The organism is Streptococcus hyovaginalis DSM 12219 (assembly GCF_000420785.1).
Classification (GTDB): Bacteria; Bacillota; Bacilli; order Lactobacillales; family Streptococcaceae; genus Streptococcus; species Streptococcus hyovaginalis.
On the sequence record NZ_ATVP01000002.1, the window covers coordinates 81,840 to 101,623 of the forward strand.

General features: G+C 41.2%; 19 protein-coding genes. All 19 read left to right on the top strand.

What is annotated here, in order from left to right; genetic code table 11:
- Positions 1 to 58: 58 nt before the first annotated feature.
- The 19 genes from G574_RS0101645 (at position 59) to G574_RS0101740 (ending at position 19,491) form a co-directional block, all read left to right on the top strand.
- Positions 59 to 553, top strand: a complete 495-nt coding sequence (locus G574_RS0101645) for a beta-class carbonic anhydrase (protein ID WP_029690668.1) — start codon at positions 59 to 61, stop codon at positions 551 to 553.
- 129 nt (positions 554 to 682) lie between these two features.
- On the top strand, positions 683 to 1,432 hold the full coding sequence (locus G574_RS0101650) for a TIGR00266 family protein (protein WP_029690669.1): 750 nt from the start codon (positions 683 to 685) through the stop codon (positions 1,430 to 1,432).
- A 236-nt stretch (positions 1,433 to 1,668) separates the two neighbouring features.
- Positions 1,669 to 3,123: a glutamate--tRNA ligase gene (gene gltX, locus G574_RS0101655; RefSeq protein WP_029690670.1), complete on the top strand. Its 1,455-nt coding sequence runs from the start codon at positions 1,669 to 1,671 to the stop codon at positions 3,121 to 3,123.
- An 84-nt stretch (positions 3,124 to 3,207) separates the two neighbouring features.
- Positions 3,208 to 4,515 (top strand): sensor histidine kinase, encoded by a 1,308-nt coding sequence (locus G574_RS0101660; RefSeq protein ID WP_029690671.1) that lies wholly within the window; start codon positions 3,208 to 3,210, stop codon positions 4,513 to 4,515.
- A 2-nt stretch (positions 4,516 to 4,517) separates the two neighbouring features.
- Positions 4,518 to 5,819: a GHKL domain-containing protein gene (locus G574_RS0101665; RefSeq protein ID WP_029690672.1), complete on the top strand. Its 1,302-nt coding sequence runs from the start codon at positions 4,518 to 4,520 to the stop codon at positions 5,817 to 5,819.
- Positions 5,819 to 6,562, top strand: a complete 744-nt coding sequence (locus G574_RS0101670; protein WP_029690673.1) for a response regulator transcription factor — start codon at positions 5,819 to 5,821, stop codon at positions 6,560 to 6,562. Before G574_RS0101665 ends, G574_RS0101670 begins: the two co-directional genes overlap by 1 nt.
- Before the next feature lie 313 nt (positions 6,563 to 6,875).
- Entirely contained in the window at positions 6,876 to 7,577 is a 702-nt protein-coding gene (locus G574_RS0101675) for a histidine phosphatase family protein (protein ID WP_029690674.1), read from the top strand.
- On the top strand, positions 7,567 to 8,334 hold the full coding sequence (locus G574_RS0101680; protein ID WP_029690675.1) for a M15 family metallopeptidase: 768 nt from the start codon (positions 7,567 to 7,569) through the stop codon (positions 8,332 to 8,334). The genes G574_RS0101675 and G574_RS0101680 overlap by 11 nt, the downstream gene beginning before the upstream one ends.
- 2 nt (positions 8,335 to 8,336) lie before the next feature.
- Positions 8,337 to 8,933: a glucosaminidase domain-containing protein gene (locus tag G574_RS0101685; protein WP_029690676.1), complete on the top strand. Its 597-nt coding sequence runs from the start codon at positions 8,337 to 8,339 to the stop codon at positions 8,931 to 8,933.
- Between the two features lie 125 nt (positions 8,934 to 9,058).
- The gene (gene hrcA / locus G574_RS0101690) at positions 9,059 to 10,093 is read left to right on the top strand and encodes a heat-inducible transcriptional repressor HrcA (protein WP_029690677.1); all 1,035 of its coding nucleotides are present in this window, start codon (positions 9,059 to 9,061) and stop codon (positions 10,091 to 10,093) included.
- A 33-nt stretch (positions 10,094 to 10,126) separates the two neighbouring features.
- Entirely contained in the window at positions 10,127 to 10,675 is a 549-nt protein-coding gene (gene grpE / locus G574_RS0101695; RefSeq protein WP_037590563.1) for a nucleotide exchange factor GrpE, read from the top strand.
- Positions 10,676 to 11,073: 398 nt separating this feature from the next.
- Positions 11,074 to 12,897, top strand: coding sequence for a molecular chaperone DnaK (gene dnaK / locus G574_RS0101700; RefSeq protein WP_029690679.1), 1,824 nt, complete (start codon positions 11,074 to 11,076; stop codon positions 12,895 to 12,897).
- A gap of 150 nt (positions 12,898 to 13,047) precedes the next feature.
- Positions 13,048 to 13,536, top strand: a complete 489-nt coding sequence (locus tag G574_RS0101705; RefSeq protein ID WP_029690680.1) for a GNAT family N-acetyltransferase — start codon at positions 13,048 to 13,050, stop codon at positions 13,534 to 13,536.
- Positions 13,537 to 14,071: 535 nt separating this feature from the next.
- Positions 14,072 to 15,214: a molecular chaperone DnaJ gene (gene dnaJ, locus G574_RS0101715; RefSeq protein WP_029690681.1), complete on the top strand. Its 1,143-nt coding sequence runs from the start codon at positions 14,072 to 14,074 to the stop codon at positions 15,212 to 15,214.
- Positions 15,215 to 15,341: 127 nt separating this feature from the next.
- Positions 15,342 to 16,223, top strand: coding sequence for a VOC family protein (locus tag G574_RS0101720; RefSeq protein ID WP_029690682.1), 882 nt, complete (start codon positions 15,342 to 15,344; stop codon positions 16,221 to 16,223).
- Positions 16,224 to 16,313: 90 nt separating this feature from the next.
- Positions 16,314 to 17,081: a nucleoside phosphorylase gene (locus G574_RS0101725; protein ID WP_029690683.1), complete on the top strand. Its 768-nt coding sequence runs from the start codon at positions 16,314 to 16,316 to the stop codon at positions 17,079 to 17,081.
- Positions 17,082 to 17,215: 134 nt separating this feature from the next.
- Entirely contained in the window at positions 17,216 to 17,722 is a 507-nt protein-coding gene (locus G574_RS0101730; protein ID WP_051130517.1) for a VOC family protein, read from the top strand.
- A gap of 154 nt (positions 17,723 to 17,876) precedes the next feature.
- Positions 17,877 to 18,143, top strand: coding sequence for an ACT domain-containing protein (locus tag G574_RS0101735; RefSeq protein WP_029690685.1), 267 nt, complete (start codon positions 17,877 to 17,879; stop codon positions 18,141 to 18,143).
- Between the two features lie 10 nt (positions 18,144 to 18,153).
- Positions 18,154 to 19,491, top strand: a complete 1,338-nt coding sequence (locus G574_RS0101740; protein WP_029690686.1) for a PFL family protein — start codon at positions 18,154 to 18,156, stop codon at positions 19,489 to 19,491.
- Positions 19,492 to 19,784: the final 293 nt, after the last annotated feature.

Below are 19,784 nucleotides of genomic sequence, written 5' to 3' on the forward strand. Positions count from 1 at the left end.
GACAGTTCCCTCAAAAAATGATATGATTTGCCTATCAAAGTATAGTTAAGGAGTTGCCATGTCCTATTTTGATAATTTTATGTTAGCCAACCAAGCCTATGTTGCTCTTCATGGAACGGCGCATTTACCTATCAAGCCCAAGACCAAAGTAGCTATTGTCACTTGTATGGATTCTAGGCTTCACGTAGCCCAAGCACTCGGCTTGGCGCTTGGAGATGCTCATATTCTGCGTAATGCAGGTGGGCGCGTGACGGATGATATGATTCGCTCGCTTGTCATTTCCCAGCAACAGTTGGGGACTAGAGAGATTGTAGTTCTTCATCACACTGACTGTGGTGCCCAGACCTTTACCAATCCAGCCTTTCATGAACAACTGTATCGTGATCTGGGTGTCGATGTGTCAGATATGGACTTCTTACCTTTTATCAATATTGAAAACAGTGTTCGTGAGGATATGCAAAAATTGAAGGACTCGCCACTCATTCCAGAAGATGTGGTGATTAATGGTGCCATTTACGATGTCGATACCGGCCGGATGACAGAAGTCAAGTAGCTGTCATAGTAGCTAACTGGAGGATCTTTTACACTAGGATTATCCGATTTTTTAGGTTAATCCTCCCTAAGACTGATGCAATCGCTCTTTTTATCTGGTATAATGAAGATAAAAACGAAAGGATAAAACATGTCAGATCAACGCATGGCCTATCAAATTGATAGTAATATGCAGTTTCCCTTGGTTGAAATTGCTTTGGAGGCGGGAGAATCCGTCTATATGCAACGAGGTAGTATGGTTTACCATACACCTGGCATTCAATTAAACACACGCTTAAACGGTAGAGGTAGTGGTATCGGTAAGGTATTAGGAGCTCTTGGGCGGTCGATGACTTCTGGTGAGTCGGTCTTTATCACTCAAGCTGTTTCCGAAAGTGCTAATGGTCGCCTGGCTTTAGCGCCTTCTATGCCTGGTCAAGTCATAGCTCTAGAGCTAGGGGAGAAACAATACCACCTCAATGATGGTGCCTTTTTGGCACTAGATGGTTCAGCACAATATCGGATGGAAAGACAGTCGGTTGGTAGGGCTTTCTTTGGTGGCCAAGGTGGCTTTTTTGTCATGACGACAGAAGGACAGGGTACCCTGCTCGCCAATAGTTTTGGCTCCATAAAGAAATTAGAACTTCATGGCGATAGCATGACTATTGATAATGCTCATGTTGTAGCTTGGAGTACTAGTCTAGATTATGACATCCACTTGGAAAATGGTTTCTTGCAGTCCATGGGAACAGGTGAGGGCGTTGTTAATACCTTTAGGGGCTATGGTGACATTTATGTGCAGAGCCTTAATATCGAAACTTTTTCACAAGTCATTGGCAATCATCTGGTGACAGGTGGTGGCGATGATGGTGCCAGTGGCTCTATTTTAGACTTGTTCTAGGGCGTTTGACTGATAGTGAGCGTCACGCAAAGGACTTTGGTCTCTTTAATGAGGATCAAGTCTTTTTTAATTTCTTTTGTGATTCGGTATGGTCAAACGGGTGCTTGTTCCTGTTAAAAGATCTCTTCTCTCATTTGGCCTTACTTTTAAAGATGTGCTATAATAGTATGAATTAATAGGTAAAGATACATATCTTTGCCTAAAACTATTGATTAAACATACTACAGGAGACAGACATGTCAAACGATATTCGCGTGCGTTATGCACCAAGTCCAACAGGCCTTTTACACATTGGTAATGCCCGCACAGCACTATTCAACTATCTTTATGCTCGTCATCATGGCGGAACATTCATTATCCGTATTGAAGATACAGACCGTAAGCGTCATGTTGAAGATGGTGAACGCAGTCAGCTTGAGAACTTACGTTGGTTGGGAATGGATTGGGATGAAAGTCCTGAAACACACGATAATTACCGTCAATCTGAGCGTCTAGAACTTTATCAAAAGTATATCCAACAATTACTTGATGAAGATAAAGCCTACAAATCATACGTTACCGAAGAAGAACTAGCCGCAGAACGTGAACGGCAAGAAGCAGCAGGTGAAACACCACGTTACATTAATGAGTTCCTAGGCATGTCGAATGATGAAAAAGCAGCCTACATTGCAGAACGTGAAGCAGCAGGCATTGTTCCAACTGTTCGCTTGAAAGTCAAGGAAACAGCTATTTATAAATGGACGGATATGGTAAAAGGGGATATCTCCTTTGAAGGTGGGAACATTGGTGGTGACTGGGTTATTCAGAAAAAAGATGGCTTCCCAACTTACAACTTTGCTGTAGTTGTGGATGACCATGACATGCAGATTTCTCACGTTATTCGTGGGGATGACCATATTGCTAACACTCCAAAACAGCTCATGGTCTATGAAGCCCTTGGTTGGCAAGCACCAGAGTTTGGGCATATGACCCTTATCATTAATGCTGAGACAGGTAAAAAACTGTCAAAACGTGATACTAATACCCTGCAGTTCATCGAAGATTATCGTCGTAAAGGTTATTTGCCAGAAGCGGTCTTTAACTTTATCGCCCTTCTTGGTTGGACCCCTGGAGGTGAAGATGAAATCTTCTCACGTGACGAGTTGATTAGTCTCTTTGATGAAAACCGTCTCAGCAAGTCCCCAGCAGCCTTTGACCAGAAGAAATTGGACTGGATGAGCAATGACTATATCAAAAATGCTGACTTTGACAAGATTTTTGAACTTTGCAAACCATTCCTTGAAGAAGCAGGGCGTTTAACGGATAAGGCTGAAAAATTGGTTGAACTCTACAAACCTCAAATGGTATCTGCGGATGAGATTGTGCCTCTGACAGATCTTTTCTTCTCAGATTTTCCAGAATTGACAGAAGCTGAAAAAGAGGTTATGGCTGCCGAAACAGTTCCGATTGTCTTGGAAGCTTTAAAACTGAAATTAGAAGCGATGTCAGATAACGACTTCCAGCCAGAAAATATTTTCCCACAAATCAAGGCCGTTCAAAAAGAGACGGGTATAAAAGGGAAAAATCTCTTTATGCCGATTCGTATCGCCGTTTCAGGCGAAATGCATGGACCGGAGTTACCAAATACTATCTATCTTCTAGGGCGTGAGAAGTCGATCGAGCATATTGAAAATATGTTAAAGACCCTTTAATAGCAGAGCACTGAAGAGCGGATAATTCCTAGCTCTTCTTTGTTTACGTATAATCCCAAATGAAAAGCATGGAAGGAGTGAGTCATGGGGATTCTAGAATTGGAAGTCTTTTTACTCGGATTTTTAGCTACTTGGCTCGTCTACCAAGACATTACGCAATTCAAACTTAGAAAATCATCATTTTTCTTTTGGGGTTTTTTAGGTGTACTGATAGCTTTTCTAACGCCTTTAGACAGCTTTTTAACCTTGTGGTTAGTTTTTTTAGGTTTATCCTTTAAGACCTTCCCTGATCGTACCTTTGGGCGACATTTCTTTTACAGTGGCTTTTCTGTCGTTCTTGTTGATCTGTTTTTAACCTTCTTTATATTGATGATCTACCCCGTCTTATTTCAAGATGTGATTCTCACGCATCATCAGTTGTTGTTAGTTATGCTATTGCCTTTCATAGCTTTATACCCGATTAATCGAATATTAAAACGCTTATTTCGTATTGACTATTCAACGATTTTACAGATTTCAGATGGTAGTGTTCAGCGCTATATCTATGGTATGAACGCCCTTTTCTTGATTTATTATGTGATTTATTTTGGCCCCTTCTTTGAGAATCAAGAGTTAGCTGCTAATTTTGAACAGATAGCTCTCCTGCTTTTTTTGGCGTTGTTACTGTATATGCTAACCTTACTCAATCGTAAGGCCCTCCAACGTTATCGACAGGACATGAGGCGTGAGCAGGATCTGTATCTGGAAAATTTGGAGAATTATAGTCAGCATCTCGAGGGAATTTATCAGAACATGCGATCTTTTAAACATGACTATGATAATATTTTGATTAGTTTGAAAGATAGTATTGATTCTGGGGACATTGAGGCAATTGAAGAGGTTTATACGGAAGTTTTAGCTAATGTGAGTCAGAAAATGTCTCGCGATGATTATCTGTTTTACCAGTTGATTTACCTGAAAAACAATGCTATCAAAATCGCTATAGCGAATGATTTATTAGCAGCACAAAAGGAGGGTCTGAAGATTTCCGTAGCTGTGTTAGAAGACATTGAACATTTTGCTATTCCAGAAGAAGACTTCCTTTGCTTGGTTCAGAGTATGTTAGCCATGGCCATACATTATGCCAAATCCAGTCGCGATAAAGATCTAAAATTGGTTATTTCAGAGCAAGAAGCCTGTATTAAGGTGATGATCGACTATAGCATATCTTTGGAGAAAATGGTGACAAATCTGTTACATGACAAGGTTGGGAGATCTCTGCCGATACATAGTGAAGTATCTGAGGTGATAGCATCAATTATCAAAGCCTATCCGAATGTCCAGATAGAGTCGCAAAGTGGTGACTACAGAGCGCAGGATACTCTAGTGATACAGAGATTAAGGGAGGGATAAGGATGCCAGTAGAATTTCAGGAACTATTGTTAATCATACTTGTCTGGGAATTATGTTGGCTCATTTTTTCGCATATTAGTAACATTACGATTCCACTAAAGTACTTGCTACCTGCCAGTGCGGTAATTGTGGCGACGATGTTCTTTGGCTCTTTCTATGTGTATCCTCTTTACCCCTTATTTTTTCTAGGGCTGTGTTATTACCATAATTTAAAGGGAAATGTGATAAAATATCTTTTCTACAGTCTTTTTCCTATTGTGACAGTTGATATTTTTTCAAACAGTATTATCTTATTGATTTTAGAACCACTGTTAAACATTAATATTGAAAATCTAAGCCGTGATTACATTTTGCTCTACATTAGTTATGGTGGCGTCTTTTCACTCTATTACTTTTTAAATAAAGTCTTGGACCTTAATTTTAAACATATTGATGAGGCAGCGACGGCCAACCAAATGAAGTGGTTGAATGTTTTGATGCTTTCCTATTATCTTTTGTTTAATCTTGGATACGTTAATCAGACGATTAAGTTGGAAATAATGGAGCGTCCACAGACAATTCTGCTTTATTTCTTTCTCTATATTTGGCTCTTATCTGATATTAATTATCAGTCTAAACTAGAGATGGATAGCCGATTGGAGCAGGCGAAGCGTGAAAAAATTAATGCTGTTGAAGAGTACAATCACCAGATTGAGCTTTTGTATGAAGATCTCGCTCTTTTTAAAGAAAATTATGACAGTACCTTAGAGACATTGCGGAATTTGATTGATCAAGAAGATGTTGAAGGAATCAAAGAAGTATACGGTCAGATCATTAGTGATAATGCTCCCCGTATTAACCAGTCACAATATGAATTAGGACGTTTGGCCAACTTGCAAGTGTCAGCCATTAAAAGTATCCTATCAACGAAAATGATTGAAGCTCAAAGTCAAGGAGTGGAAGCTTTTCTGGAAATTCCTGATCGTATAGACCATATCTATTTGGAGCCGTTAGACCTTGTGATTGTTTTATCTATCTTCTTAGATAATGCAATAGAAGCGGCTCAAGAAGCCGATCGTCCCTTAGTCAGTGTAGCTTTTTTCGAACGCGACCAAAGCCAACTCCTGATTATTGAGAATAGTATCAGTAAAAATAGTGTGGATATATCTAAGATTTTTCATGAAGGCTACTCTACTAAAGGTACTGGAAGAGGCATTGGTTTGTCCAATGTTCGTCGCATTCTAGAGGGCTATCCCAATACCACTCTATCAACCAAAACTGCCCATCGGAGTTTTACACAAATCTTAGAAATGAGACAAGAATGATGAATATTTTTATCTTAGAAGATAACCTTCGACAGCAGGAGCGTCTCTTGTCAACGGTTAGGGCTATATTAAAAGAAGAAAACATATCAGCAAGGCACTTGGCAGCTTATAGTAAATCAAGTAACTTACTTGCAGATATCACAGAAAGAGGTAGTCACCAATTATTCTTCTTTGATATTGAAATTAAAGATGAAGAACGCAAGGGCCTTGAAATTGCTTCGGAAGTGCGAAAGCTAGATCCTAATGCTATCATTGTTTTTGTGACAACACACTCTGAATTTGCACCGATTAGTTTTAAGTATAAGGTTGCGGCCTATGATTTTATTGACAAATCACTAGATGCTGACGATTTTAAAGAACAGGTTCGTGAAAGCATTCGTTATACAGCTACCTTGTCTGGCAGTGCTCAAACAGATGTTGATTACTTCGACTATAAGTCAGCCAAGGCCCAGGTTAAGGTTCCTCTCCACGATATTTTGTACTTTGAGACATCTCAAATTGCACATAAACTCATTTTACGAACGCGCACAGAACGCTTGGAATTTTATGCCAAAATATCTGATATTGAAAAAATGCACGACAAGTTCTTCCAATGCCACCGCTCGTTTTTGGTGAATATCGATAATGTTAGCCGAATTGATAAGGCGAATCAGCTGGCTTATTTTGACAACGGTGAGTCCTGTCTGGTATCGCGCTTGAAAATGAAAGCCCTGATTGCAAGATGGGAAGAAAGCATTTCATGATTAAAAAATGACCTTTCGCGACATTTGACTGGTTTATTTGGCTGATAGTGGTAAACTAATAGACATAGAAGCGGGGAACTCTCTCTTAAATTTTTGACTGTTCGATACATCTCAATAATCTCCACCCCGCCTTCCTATTTAATCTCTCTTCTAGTTTTAATCTCCTAAATGAACTAGAAATAAAGGCTCATCTATTCGGGTGAGCTTTTTTGTGTTGTTCGCTGATGAAGAGAGATCTTGGATAGCGATCTTGTGCATTATGGTTTTAGGCTTTTCATATGGTATAATGATAGGGAAGAAAACGGAGGTTAGTATGACAGAAACAAAACTATACATTGCCAGACATGGCAAAACGATGTTTAATACAATTGGCCGCGCTCAGGGCTGGTCTGATACTCCTTTAACAAAGTTTGGTGAGGAAGGGATCCGAGAACTGGGCCTTGGTTTAAAAGCTGCTGGTATTCCTTTTGACGCAGCGTTTTCAAGTGACTCGGGGCGTACAATCCAGACCATGGAAATTATTTTGCGGGAAACAGAAAATGAAGATCTCCCTTATACACGTGATAAACGTATCAGAGAGTGGTGTTTTGGTAGCCTTGATGGAGCCTATGATGGCGAACTTTTCCAGGGAGTATTACCAAGAACAGTGGCTTTCTCGGATGGGCGTTCATTAAAAGAAATACCATATGACGAAATTGCGCAAAGTATTGTGGAAGTTGATACGGCAAATTGGGCGGAGCCTTGGGAAGTTTTGAGCAAACGGATTTATGATGGGTTTGAGGCTATTGCTCAAACGATTCAGAACCAAGGTGGCGGCAATGCGATTGTTGTCAGCCATGGTATGACCATCGGTACCTTTTTGTGGTTGATTGATCATAGTCAAGAGAAGCAAAATATTGAAAATGGTAGCATCTCTGTGGTGACTTATAAAGATGGTGCTTTTACAATTGAGTCTGTTGCGGATTTATCTTATCGTGAAAAAGGAAGAGAGATTATAGACGCTAATGAGAACTAAATTAAGTTCCAGACATCTTATTTTAGTGGGTATTATTTTTATCTCTATCGTAGCTGCGATGATTTGGTTTAAAAAGGATGATGTTTCTTACACCCAAGGGTCAGATAGAGATGTAGCCTCTTCTAAGAAACCATCAACCCAGTCATCGGAGGCGAAGTCGTCTGCAAAGCAATCCTCACAGTTGCCCCAGGTTTCTCCGGATGATTGGCAGTTGATTTTAGTGAATCGTAAGAATATTACTCCTGAGCTGAACCCAGAACTAACCACCGTTGGTAACATTACGGTTGATAGCCGAATTGCGCAACAAGTGAGTGACTTTTTGGCAGCAGCTCAAACTATTGATCCAGCTTTTCACTTGATATCGGGTTACCGAAGTGTAGAGTATCAGAAAAGTCTATTCCAGTCTTACGTCGACCAAGAAATGGCTAGCGATCCTAGTTTGACACAAGAAGAGGCTGAAACGCTTGTCAAAACCTATTCTCAGCCTGCGGGAGCGAGTGAACACCAAACTGGACTAGCTGTAGACTTGAGTACTGTTGATGCTCTCAATCAAGCCGACCCAGCAACAATGATGCAAGTTCAGGAGATGGCACCAGACTATGGTTTTGTCTTACGATTTTTAGATGGTAAGACAGACGAGACGGGTGTTGGTTATGAAGATTGGCATTTTAGATATGTTGGTAAAGCTTCAGCCCGTTACATGACAGATCACAAACTTACTTTGGAAGAATACATTAAGCAATTGGAGGAAAGATAGCCTTGAGGCGACGATTTAAATTTTCATTTTTTATTGGCCTTGTGGTCGTGTTTTTTCTGACAGCTATTGTTCCTCTTGCTCTCAACTATGGCTCTTTAGCAGTTGAGAAGAAGGTATCAACGGGTCTTGATAATGACCGTTTTATTGAGCAAATTGCACCAAAGGTGGTTGATTTATCAGAGTATTATGGTATTCGTCCGTCAGTCTTAATTGCACAGGCGGCGTACGACTCAGACTTTGGGCAAAATCTGTTAGCTGCGAAATATAACAATCTTTTTGCTGTAGAGGCTAAGCCAGGAGAGGATAGCATTCGTTTAAAAAATACGGAGCGTAATGAAGGCAATATCGTTGAATCAGAAAAAAGCTATGCGATTTACCCTTCTTGGGATCATGCATTGGAGATTTATTTGGCAGGCCTGAAAGATGGTAGTTTAGCAAATAAGAAACTGTATGAAATCTTAGCTACCGCTTCTAGTATTAGCGTTGCGACGCAGGCTTTCTATCGGTATGACTACACACAAGATGATGATTATGCCAATCAACTGGAAAGTATCATTACTGAATATAATCTCGCCACATACGATAAAACAGGCGATTAGCACTCTAATAAATAGAGTGCTAATTTTTTGTGTTTTTCTCTTGACTTTGTGTTGGAGAGGTGTATAATAAAGAACATAGGTTAGCACTCGAGGTGATAGAGTGATAATATGCGAAGGGAGGTTCTATGATTACACCTAGGCAAAATGATATTTTGAATTTAATCATTGAAATGTTTACCCAGACGCATGAGCCTGTAGGTTCCAAGACCCTTCAGGACGCCATTGACTCCAGCTCAGCAACGATTCGTAATGATATGGCTAAGCTAGAAAAACTTGGTTTTTTGGAAAAAGCGCATACGTCTAGTGGTCGCTTACCGAGTAGAGCAGGTTTTCAGTACTTTGTTCAGAATTCCTTACGCTTGGATAGCATCGATGAACAAGACATTTATCAGGTAATCAAAGCTTTTGATTATGAGGCCTTTAGGCTTGAAGATATGCTGACCACAGCGAGTCAACTTTTGGCTGATGTGACTGGCTACACAGCAGTTATTTTAGATGTAGAGCCAAAGCATCAACGACTGACGCATTTTGATATTGTACAGTTATCGAATCATGATGCTTTAGCAGTTATGATGTTGGATGATTCCAAGGCTGTCACGGTACAATTTGCCATTCCTAAAAATTTTTTAGCCAAAGATTTAGTCACCTTAAAACATCTTGTAGATGACCGTTTTCTAGGTAAGGTCATTTTGGATATTCACTACAAGCTGCGGACGGAGATTCCTCAGGTTATCCAAAAGTATTTCACAATCACAGATAATATTCTGGATTTGTTTGACCATATTTTTCAGCCCTTATTTGAGGAAACAGTCACCATCTCTGGTAAGGTCAATGCATTATCTTATGCGAATCTTTCAACTTACCAATTTTTAGATAATAAGGCAAAGGTTGCTTTGGAAATGCGCAGTTCCTTGTCAGAAGACGATACAACGAGTATCCAAATTGCGAATAGTGAAGAGCCAGCACTGGCGGAATTAACGGTTATTAAACATCAGTTTGTCATTCCTTATCGTGGTATGGCGCTACTCAGTTTGATAGGTCCAGTTGAGATGGATTATAGACGTGTTGTCAGTTTGATCAATGTTGTGAGCAGAGTTTTGGCGTTGAAATTAGCAGATTATTACCGTTATCTAAGCGGTAATCATTATGAAGTAAATTAAGAAATAGATAAAAGAAATAAAAGAGGTGACAAGGTGTCAGAAGATTTAAAAAATGAAGAAATCGTTGATCAAACGGTGGAAAAGAAAACAGTTACTGAAGAGCCTGTTGAAGAGTCAGTAAAAGAAGAGGAAACTACTTCTGAAAAATCGGAACTGGAGTTGGCCAATGAACGTGCAGATGAGTTTGAAAATAAATACCTTCGAGCGCATGCGGAGATGCAGAACATTCAACGTCGTGCCAGCGAAGAACGTCAACAACTCCAACGTTACCGCTCACAAGATTTAGCTAAAAAAATCTTGCCAAGCTTGGATAATTTAGAACGCGCATTGGCTGTTGAGGGTCTGACAGAAGATGTCAAAAAAGGCCTTGAAATGACACGAGATAGCTTGGTGCAAGCTCTCAAAGAAGAAGGCGTGGAAGAAGTTACGGTGGAAAGTTTTGACCATAACTTCCATATGGCTGTCCAAACTCTCCCAGCAGATGATGACCATCCAGCAGATAGCATTGCAGAAGTCTTCCAAAAAGGCTACAAACTCCACGAGCGATTGCTAAGACCAGCCATGGTGGTGGTTTACAATTAATTATTTTCCTTGCTTTATTTAGGTAGTGAGGGCGGAAGCGACCACCTACGGTTTTCCATTCCTTCTCTGCGAGCCTGAGGTCTCGCAGACCCCAGATAAATAGAACTGATACCAGTTCTATTTATCCTACTACAGCGGAAAGCAATGACTTGGCAACTTCGTCGCCGTGCCCCCTGACCGAAATGTCATTAAACTACAAACTATGAATGAACCAGCGAGCGAAAGCGAGCTAACACAATGCTCTCCGCCGTGGTCAAAAGAAAATAACTGATAGGTTATCTTCGGGGAAAACTTTGAGACTTAGGCTCAAAGTTTAGCCATTAGACACCGCAGGTGGCTGCTGGCGACCCGACCACCTAAAGAGAGTATTATAAAAAAACAAAAAAGAGGTAAAACACATGTCTAAAATCATCGGTATTGACTTAGGTACAACTAACTCAGCTGTTGCAGTTCTTGAAGGAACTGAAAGTAAAATTATCGCAAACCCAGAAGGTAACCGTACAACACCATCCGTAGTGTCATTCAAAAACGGCGAAATCATCGTTGGTGATGCCGCTAAACGCCAAGCAGTAACAAACCCAGAAACAATCATTTCTATTAAGTCAAAAATGGGAACTTCTGAAAAAGTTGCTGCTAACGGTAAAGAATACACACCACAAGAAATTTCAGCAATGATTCTTCAGTACCTTAAAGGTTATGCGGAAGATTACCTTGGCGAGAAAGTTGAGAAAGCTGTTATCACAGTTCCAGCTTACTTTAACGATGCGCAACGTCAGGCTACAAAAGACGCTGGTAAAATCGCTGGTCTTGAAGTAGAACGTATCGTCAACGAACCAACGGCAGCTGCCCTTGCTTACGGTCTTGATAAACAAGATAAAGACGAAAAAATCTTGGTATTTGATCTTGGTGGTGGTACATTTGACGTCTCAATCCTTGAACTTGGTGATGGGGTCTTTGACGTACTCGCTACTGCTGGTGATAACAAACTTGGTGGTGACGACTTTGACCAAAAAATCATCGATTTCTTGGTTGCTGAATTCAAAAAGGAGAACGGCATCGACCTTTCATCAGACAAGATGGCTCTTCAACGCTTGAAAGATGCAGCTGAAAAAGCTAAAAAAGACCTTTCAGGTGTGACACAAACTCAAATCAGCTTGCCGTTCATCACAGCTGGTGATGCTGGACCGCTTCACTTAGAAGTGTCATTGTCACGTGCTAAATTCGATGACCTCACTCGTGACCTTGTAGAGCGTACTAAAACACCAGTTCGTCAAGCTCTTTCAGATGCTGGATTATCTCTTTCAGAAATCGATGAAGTTATCCTTGTTGGTGGTTCAACGCGTATCCCAGCAGTTGTTGAGGCTGTTAAAGCTGAAACTGGTAAAGAGCCAAACAAATCAGTTAACCCTGATGAAGTTGTTGCTATGGGTGCTGCCATCCAAGGTGGTGTGATTACAGGTGATGTTAAAGACGTTGTTCTTCTTGATGTCACACCATTGTCACTTGGTATTGAAACAATGGGTGCTGTCTTTACAAAACTTATTGATCGTAACACAACCATTCCAACATCTAAATCTCAAGTCTTCTCAACAGCAGCAGACAACCAACCAGCCGTTGATATCCATGTTCTTCAAGGGGAACGCCCAATGGCAGCAGATAACAAAACACTTGGACGCTTCCAATTGACTGATATTCCTGCAGCTCCTCGTGGTGTGCCACAAATCGAAGTAACATTTGACATCGATAAAAACGGTATCGTTTCTGTAAAAGCTAAAGATCTTGGTACTCAAAAAGAGCAACACATCGTTATCAAATCAAACGACGGTCTTTCTGAAGAAGAAATTGATCGCATGATGAAAGATGCTGAAGCAAATGCAGAAGCAGATGCAAAACGTAAAGAAGAAGTTGACCTTAAAAACGAAGTTGATCAAGCAATCTTTGCAACAGAAAAAACCATCAAAGAAACAGAAGGTAAAGGTTTCGATACGGAACGTGATGCAGCCCAAGCAGCTCTTGACGAGTTGAAAGCCGCTCAAGAATCAGGCAACCTTGAAGACATGAAAGCTAAACTTGAAGTTCTTAACGAAAAAGCACAAGCTCTTGCTGTTAAAATGTATGAACAAGCAGCCGCAGCACAACAAGCAGCTGGAGGCGCAGAAGGTGCAGAAGCAGCTGACGATTCAGGTGATGACGTCGTGGATGGGGAGTTTACGGAGAAATAACACACCAAAACTGATGGCTACTAAAGTAGCTCATCAGTTAATGGTTACTGCTATGGCGGATAACCTAGGTGTTTTACTAGCTCGTCATAACAATGTTCTGTGGACAAAATATTGAATAGCAACTGAGAGGTGTCCAATTCGGAGGATTCTATGTTGAAATTGGAAGCAGTAAGCGGAGAAAACATTTGGGATATTTTAAAATTAGATGTTTTTGAAGAACAACAAGAATTTGTTGCTAGCAATTCGATTAGTTTGTCAGAAGCCTATCTGGTTCTCAAAGAGCAAACAGAAGCCCAAGTCTTCCCATTTGGAATCTACGACTCCAATACTTTGATTGGATTTATGATGATAGGCTATGGCAAATGTTGGCAGGACGCTCCTGATATAGCAGATCAAAATTATAATCTTTGGCGTTTGATAATTGATAAAAATTATCAACAAAAAGGTTATGGTAGGCAAGCTGTTGAACTAGCAATCCAATTTGTTAAACAACTTCCATGTGGACCTGCAAACTATTTTTGGTTATCTTATGAACCCGAAAATCAAGCTACTCAGTCTTTGTATTCATCTTGTGGATTCTATGAAACGGGTGAATTGGATCATGACGAGTTGATTGCTGTCCTTGATTTAGAAAACTAGAAACATTCAATCACAGAGGTTGCAACCCAGCCTCTGTTTTTGAGAATAGAGGGGAACGTAGCGACCCTAATCGACTATGAAAATGATCAAAACAAAAGACAAACCTTTTAACGAATAGAAAGAAATACAAGTGTTCTGGACTGAACACGGGCTAGGGACTGGGCCAAAAAGATAATTTTAACTAGGACGCAAGACGTCCGTCATTAAAATTCCTACTTCTTAGTAATTTATTGAGAGAAGAACCTTTATTAAAGAAAGGAAATGAACCCACCCCAAAAGATATATGAAAAAGATAAATCGTTTAGAAAATCAAGGTTTTCTGACGCTTTCCTATTTTTCTTTGAGATGAAATTACAGAAAGGAATACAAGTGTTCTGAACTGAACACGGGCTACTTTCTGAGTTTCGTCTATTATTTAACGAAAGGAAATGAACCCTCCCTAAAAGCTGTGTGAAAAAGATAAATCGTCTAGAAAATCAGGATTTTCTGCCGATTTCCTATTTTCACTTTGCTTTTAACGGGCTTGGTATCTTATATGAACAATACTGAATTTTACGATCGTCTGGGGGTTTCTAAAGATGCCTCTCAAGATGAGATCAAAAAAGCTTATCGTAAGATGTCTAAAAAGTACCATCCTGACATCAACAAGGAAGCTGGTGCTGAACAAAAATATAAGGATGTCCAGGAAGCTTATGAAACTTTAAGTGACAGCCAAAAACGTGCTGCTTATGACCAATATGGTGCTGCTGGTGCCCAAGGTGGCTTCGGCGGAGGTGCTGGCGGTTTCGGTGGCTTCGATGGCGCTGGTGGCTTCGGTGGTTTTGAAGATATCTTTTCTAGTTTCTTTGGTGGTGGCGGTGCTTCGCGCAATCCTAATGCACCACGTCAGGGAGATGATCTTCAATACCGTGTTAACCTAAAATTTGAAGAAGCTATTTTTGGGGCAGAAAAAGAAGTGACTTATAGCCGTGAAGCGACTTGTCATACTTGTCATGGTAACGGTGCAAAACCAGGAACACAGCCTGTTACGTGTAGCCGATGTCATGGTCAAGGGGTTATCAATGTGGACACTCAAACTCCGCTTGGTATGATGCGTCGCCAAGTGACTTGTGATGTCTGTCATGGTACTGGTAAAGAGATCAAGGATCCATGTCCAACTTGTCATGGTAGCGGACATGAGAAAGAAACACACAAAGTTGATGTTAAAATTCCAGCAGGTGTCGAAACTGGTCAACAGATTCGTTTGCAAGGACAGGGAGAAGCAGGTTTCAATGGCGGTCCTTACGGTGATCTCTTCGTTATCATCAATGTGATGAAGAGTGACAAGTTTGAACGTGAAGGCTCAACAATTTACTATACGATGGATGTCAGCTTTGTCCAAGCTGCATTAGGTGATGTTGTGGATATTCCAACTGTTCATGGTGATGTTGAATTGACCATCCCAGCTGGAACACAAACCGGTAAGACTTTCCGCTTGAAAGGCAAAGGTGCCCCACGTCTCCGTGGTAATGGTCAAGGTGATCAGCATGTAACAATCAATATTGTGACGCCAACCAAGCTTAACGATGCCCAAAAAGAAGCGCTTCATGCTTTTGCAGAAGCTAGTGGAGATCGTATCCGTCCTCAGAAGAAAAAAGGCTTCTTTGACAAGGTTAAAGATGCTATAGATGATTTATAATGGATACTAAGGGAGAGCTAGACTAGCTCTCCTTTTTCCTGTTCAAAACGATGAAGTTTGTAAGGTGACTAGAGGTTGGGGATTTTTAGTGTTATAATAAATCATCAAAACAATGCGAGGCAATACTATGCAAATTTTAATTCCCCATCTCTGGTATGACACAGAGGCTCGAGAAGCTGTGGAGCGTTATACGAGTTTATTTCCCGATTCAGGCCTTGACTGGAGCTACACAATTACAGATACGCCATCTGGTGATGCGGAAATGATTCATTTTCACTTAGGAGATACGACAATGGCGGCGATTAGTGCAGGTCCTTATTTCCAGCTTAATGAGTCGATTTCGCTCATGATAGACCTGTCCTCTAAAGAGGAACTTAACCGTATTTATAAAGGGTTGATGGATGGTGGACGTGAACTTATGCCTTTGGATGAATATGATTTTAGTCCCTATTATGCTTGGGTTGGGGATAAATATGGTTTATCATGGCAATTATCTTATAATCCAGAAATTACGGAATCGTTTAGGGTTTCATTTTGCTTGCTGTTTTCAGAGGATCAGGTTGGTTTAGCGGAAAATGCTTTAAAAACTTATCAGGAATACTTTGTTGGTAGTTATGTTGAGCGCATTTCTTACTATCAGTCAGGTGAGGCTTTATTGGAGGAGGCTAAAATTAATTACAGTCAGCTGCGAATCGGGAATCAAGATTTGATTTTGATGGATCATGGCTACGGTGGCGAAAATAGTTTCAACGAAGCATTTTCCTTTATGCTTTTAGTTGATACCCAAGAAGAAGCTGATGCTTATTATGAGCACTTATCTGCTGTTCCTGAGGCAGAAATTTGTGGTTGGACTAAAGATACTTACGGTGTTTCTTGGCAAATTGTTCCTCGCATGATGATGGCTTCTCAATTGACAAGTTCACAAGAAAAAATGCAAACTCTCAATCAAGCTATTCTAAAAATGAAACGGTTAGATATTGCAGAAATTGAAAAGTTACTAAATTCATAGGCCTCTCCAAAATCTGGAGAGTTTTTAAGGTTCTTGATTTTCGATGAAATTGTGTTAAACTATCTTAAACTTTCCTAAGGAGACTTGCCTATGTTATTAGAAGAATTCGACACTGATAAACAAGCCATTATAAATCCAGATATGGTTAATGAGCCTATCAAGAACTTCCCAGAAACGGTAGTTACTTGCTTCGCCAGAGGGACTTTTGAGCGGATTTTAAAGGAGTTACCGCATAAGCATTTGGTGACAACGAGTGTCGCTAATCTTGATATCTCCATTTACGAAATAGACGTTGATGGGCACAAACTTGGTTTTTTCAATTCTTATGTTGGTGCTGCTGGTTGTGTTGCCGTTCTTGAAGATTTAATTGTGATGGGAATGAAAAACTTAGTAGTCTTTGGAACCTGTGGTGTCCTTGATAGCAGCATTGCAGAGACATCTATTATCATTCCAAGGGCTGCACTTCGTGATGAGGGGACTAGTTTTCACTACCTTTCCCCTAGCGATGAGATAATGGTTAACCAGGATTTTCATGAGGATTTTAAAAGTTTCCTTGACAAGCAAAAGGTTTCTTATACAGAAGGCAAGGTATGGACAACTGATGGTATCTATCGGGAAACGGTAGATAAGATGGCTAGACGTAAAGCTCAAGGTGCGATATGTGTCGATATGGAATGCTCTGCTATTGCAGCTTTAGCTGACTTCCGAAAAATCAGTCACTTCCAGTTTTTCTACTCAGCTGATAATTTAGATGCTGACGTTTGGGATGTGAGAACCCTTAGTAATGATGCGGACCTCGAAACGAAAGATCGCATCGCATATATTGCTTTGGCATTTGCTAAAGAGCGCTTCTCTTAGTTGGTTATCAACCGTAAAGTTAAGTAGCAACATCCAGAGAGAGTCCACTAATCCTAAGGAGAATAGGCCTTTTGAACTAAAGTGTTTACGATCCTCTCTTTGAGAAGTTGGAAAAGTTTGTTATAATCAACATTATGACAAGATATAAAGCGACGATTTCTTATGATGGAACGCTTTTTTCAGAGCATCAAGTTGGTCTCGCGGAAGGTGCCTTAAAAACGTATCAGAAATGTTTTGATAATAGTCAGCTTGAGCGAATTTCTTATTATAAAGATGGAGAGGCTCCTTTGGCAACAGCTAAGATTAATTACAGCCAATTACGGATTGGTGATCAAGACCTCATTTTAATGGATCATGGCTATGGTGGTGAAAATAGTTTCAATGAAGCCTTCTCGTTTATGATCTATGTAGAGACACAGGAGGAGGCGGATGCTTATTATGAGCACTTGTCAGCGGTCCCTGAATCAGAGATTTGTGGTTGGGCTAGGGATGCTTATGGTGTCTCTTGGCAAATTGTCCCTCGTGTGCTCATGGAAGCCTATGATAAGGCAAGACCAGAGCAGTTACAGCAACTTCATCAAGAAATTTTGAAAATGAAACGTCTGGACATTAATCGTATTAAGTCACTGTTGAGCCAGTGATTTGACAGATTGATCCCCTCCTTAGAAACGAAAGACGGAATATTGAAAGACAAAATCACGAAAAGTTCGGATTAAGGATGGAAAATTTGAGGTTTTCTATCCTTTTTTGCCGAAATTATGATAAAATGTAAAAAATTTTAATTGAGGTAGACCTATGAAAGCCATTATCACTGTAGTTGGAAAAGATAGCAAGGGAATCGTTGCCGGTGTTGCGGGCAAAATTGCTGATCTGGATTTGAATATCGATGACATTTCTCAGACCGTTTTAGATGAGTATTTTACCATGATGGCGGTGGTATCGGCTGATGGGAAGAAGGATTTCACGGCCTTGCGTGCAGAGCTTGAGGCCTACGGTCAGGAGCTCAATGTGAAAATCAACATTCAGAGTGCGGCGATCTTTGATGCCATGCACAATTTGTAAGAGGTAGACCATGGATATTAGACAAGTTACTGAAACCATTGAGATGATCGAGGAGCAGCACTTCGATATTAGGACCATTACCATGGGGATTTCCCTCCTGGACTGTATTGATTCAGATATTGATAAGGCTGCGGAGAAGATTTACAGGAAAATCACAACCAAGGCTAAGAACCTGGTGGCCGTTGGTGATGAGATTGCGGCTGAGTTGGGAATTCCTATCGTCAACAAGCGCGTGTCTGTGACGCCGATTTCCCTGATCGGTGCGGCGACAGATGCGATGGATTACCTGCCTTTGGCCCATGCCTTGGACAAGGCTGCCCATGAGATTGGCATTGACTTCATCGGTGGATTTTCAGCTTTGGTTCAAAAAGGCTATCAAAAAGGAGACGAAATTCTCCTCAATTCCATTCCGCAGGCCTTGGCGCAGACTTCAAAGGTTTGTTCGTCTGTCAATATCGGCTCCACCAAGTCAGGGATTAATATGACAGCGGTGCGGGATATGGGGCGCATCATCAAGGAGACGGCTGAGGCATCTGAAATGGGTGCTGCCAAGTTGGTCGTCTTTGCCAATGCCGTAGAGGACAATCCTTTCATGGCGGGCGCCTTCCACGGTGTCGGTGAGGCAGATGTCGTCATCAACGTCGGCGTGTCAGGTCCCGGTGTGGTCAAGCGGGCCTTGGAAAAAGTCCGTGGCGAGAGTTTTGATGTGGTGGCGGAAACAGTCAAGAAAACAGCCTTCAAGATTACCCGTATCGGTCAATTGGTTGGCAATATGGCCAGTGAGCGTCTAGGTGTCAAGTTTGGTATCGTTGACTTGTCACTTGCTCCAACACCTGCTGTTGGGGACTCGGTGGCGCGTGTCTTAGAGGAAATGGGACTGGAAACGGTCGGTACCCACGGGACAACAGCTGCCCTTGCTCTTCTCAATGATGCTGTTAAAAAAGGCGGTGTTATGGCTTGTAACCAAGTTGGCGGTTTGTCTGGTGCCTTCATTCCTGTCTCTGAGGACGAGGGCATGATTGCGGCGGTGCAAAATGGCTCGCTCAATCTTGAAAAACTAGAGGCTATGACAGCTATCTGCTCAGTTGGTCTGGATATGATTGCTATTCCTGAGACGACGCCAGCTGAAACCATCGCAGCCATGATTGCAGATGAGGCGGCTATCGGTGTTATCAACCAGAAAACCACTGCGGTCCGCATTATTCCACTTGGAAAAGAAGGCGATATGATTGAGTTTGGTGGACTCTTGGGAACAGCCCCTGTCATGAAGGTCAATCAGGCTTCGTCAGCAGACTTCATCAACCGTGGCGGACAAATTCCAGCACCGATTCATAGTTTTAAGAACTAGGTTTTTATCACAGTTTTCTTGATTGTGGAGGGCGAATTGACCAGAACCTGTCGTCAAAAATCGCTAAAAACCATCCAGGGCTAACGGCTCAAGGAATGCCCTTCGGACAAGGCCAGTTTTCCGGATAGGATTCGTGCAGAATAGTTCATCATAAAATGCCGGCAGGCCAAAAAAGAGTGGGGAGCTAGGTCTCTTGTGCGCTCTTACCAGTGTCTCTGCTGTCACGCTTGGCATGTGACCAGTCATAAATAATGAAACCGACTGCGTGAGCGGTCGGTTTTCTACGTAAATAT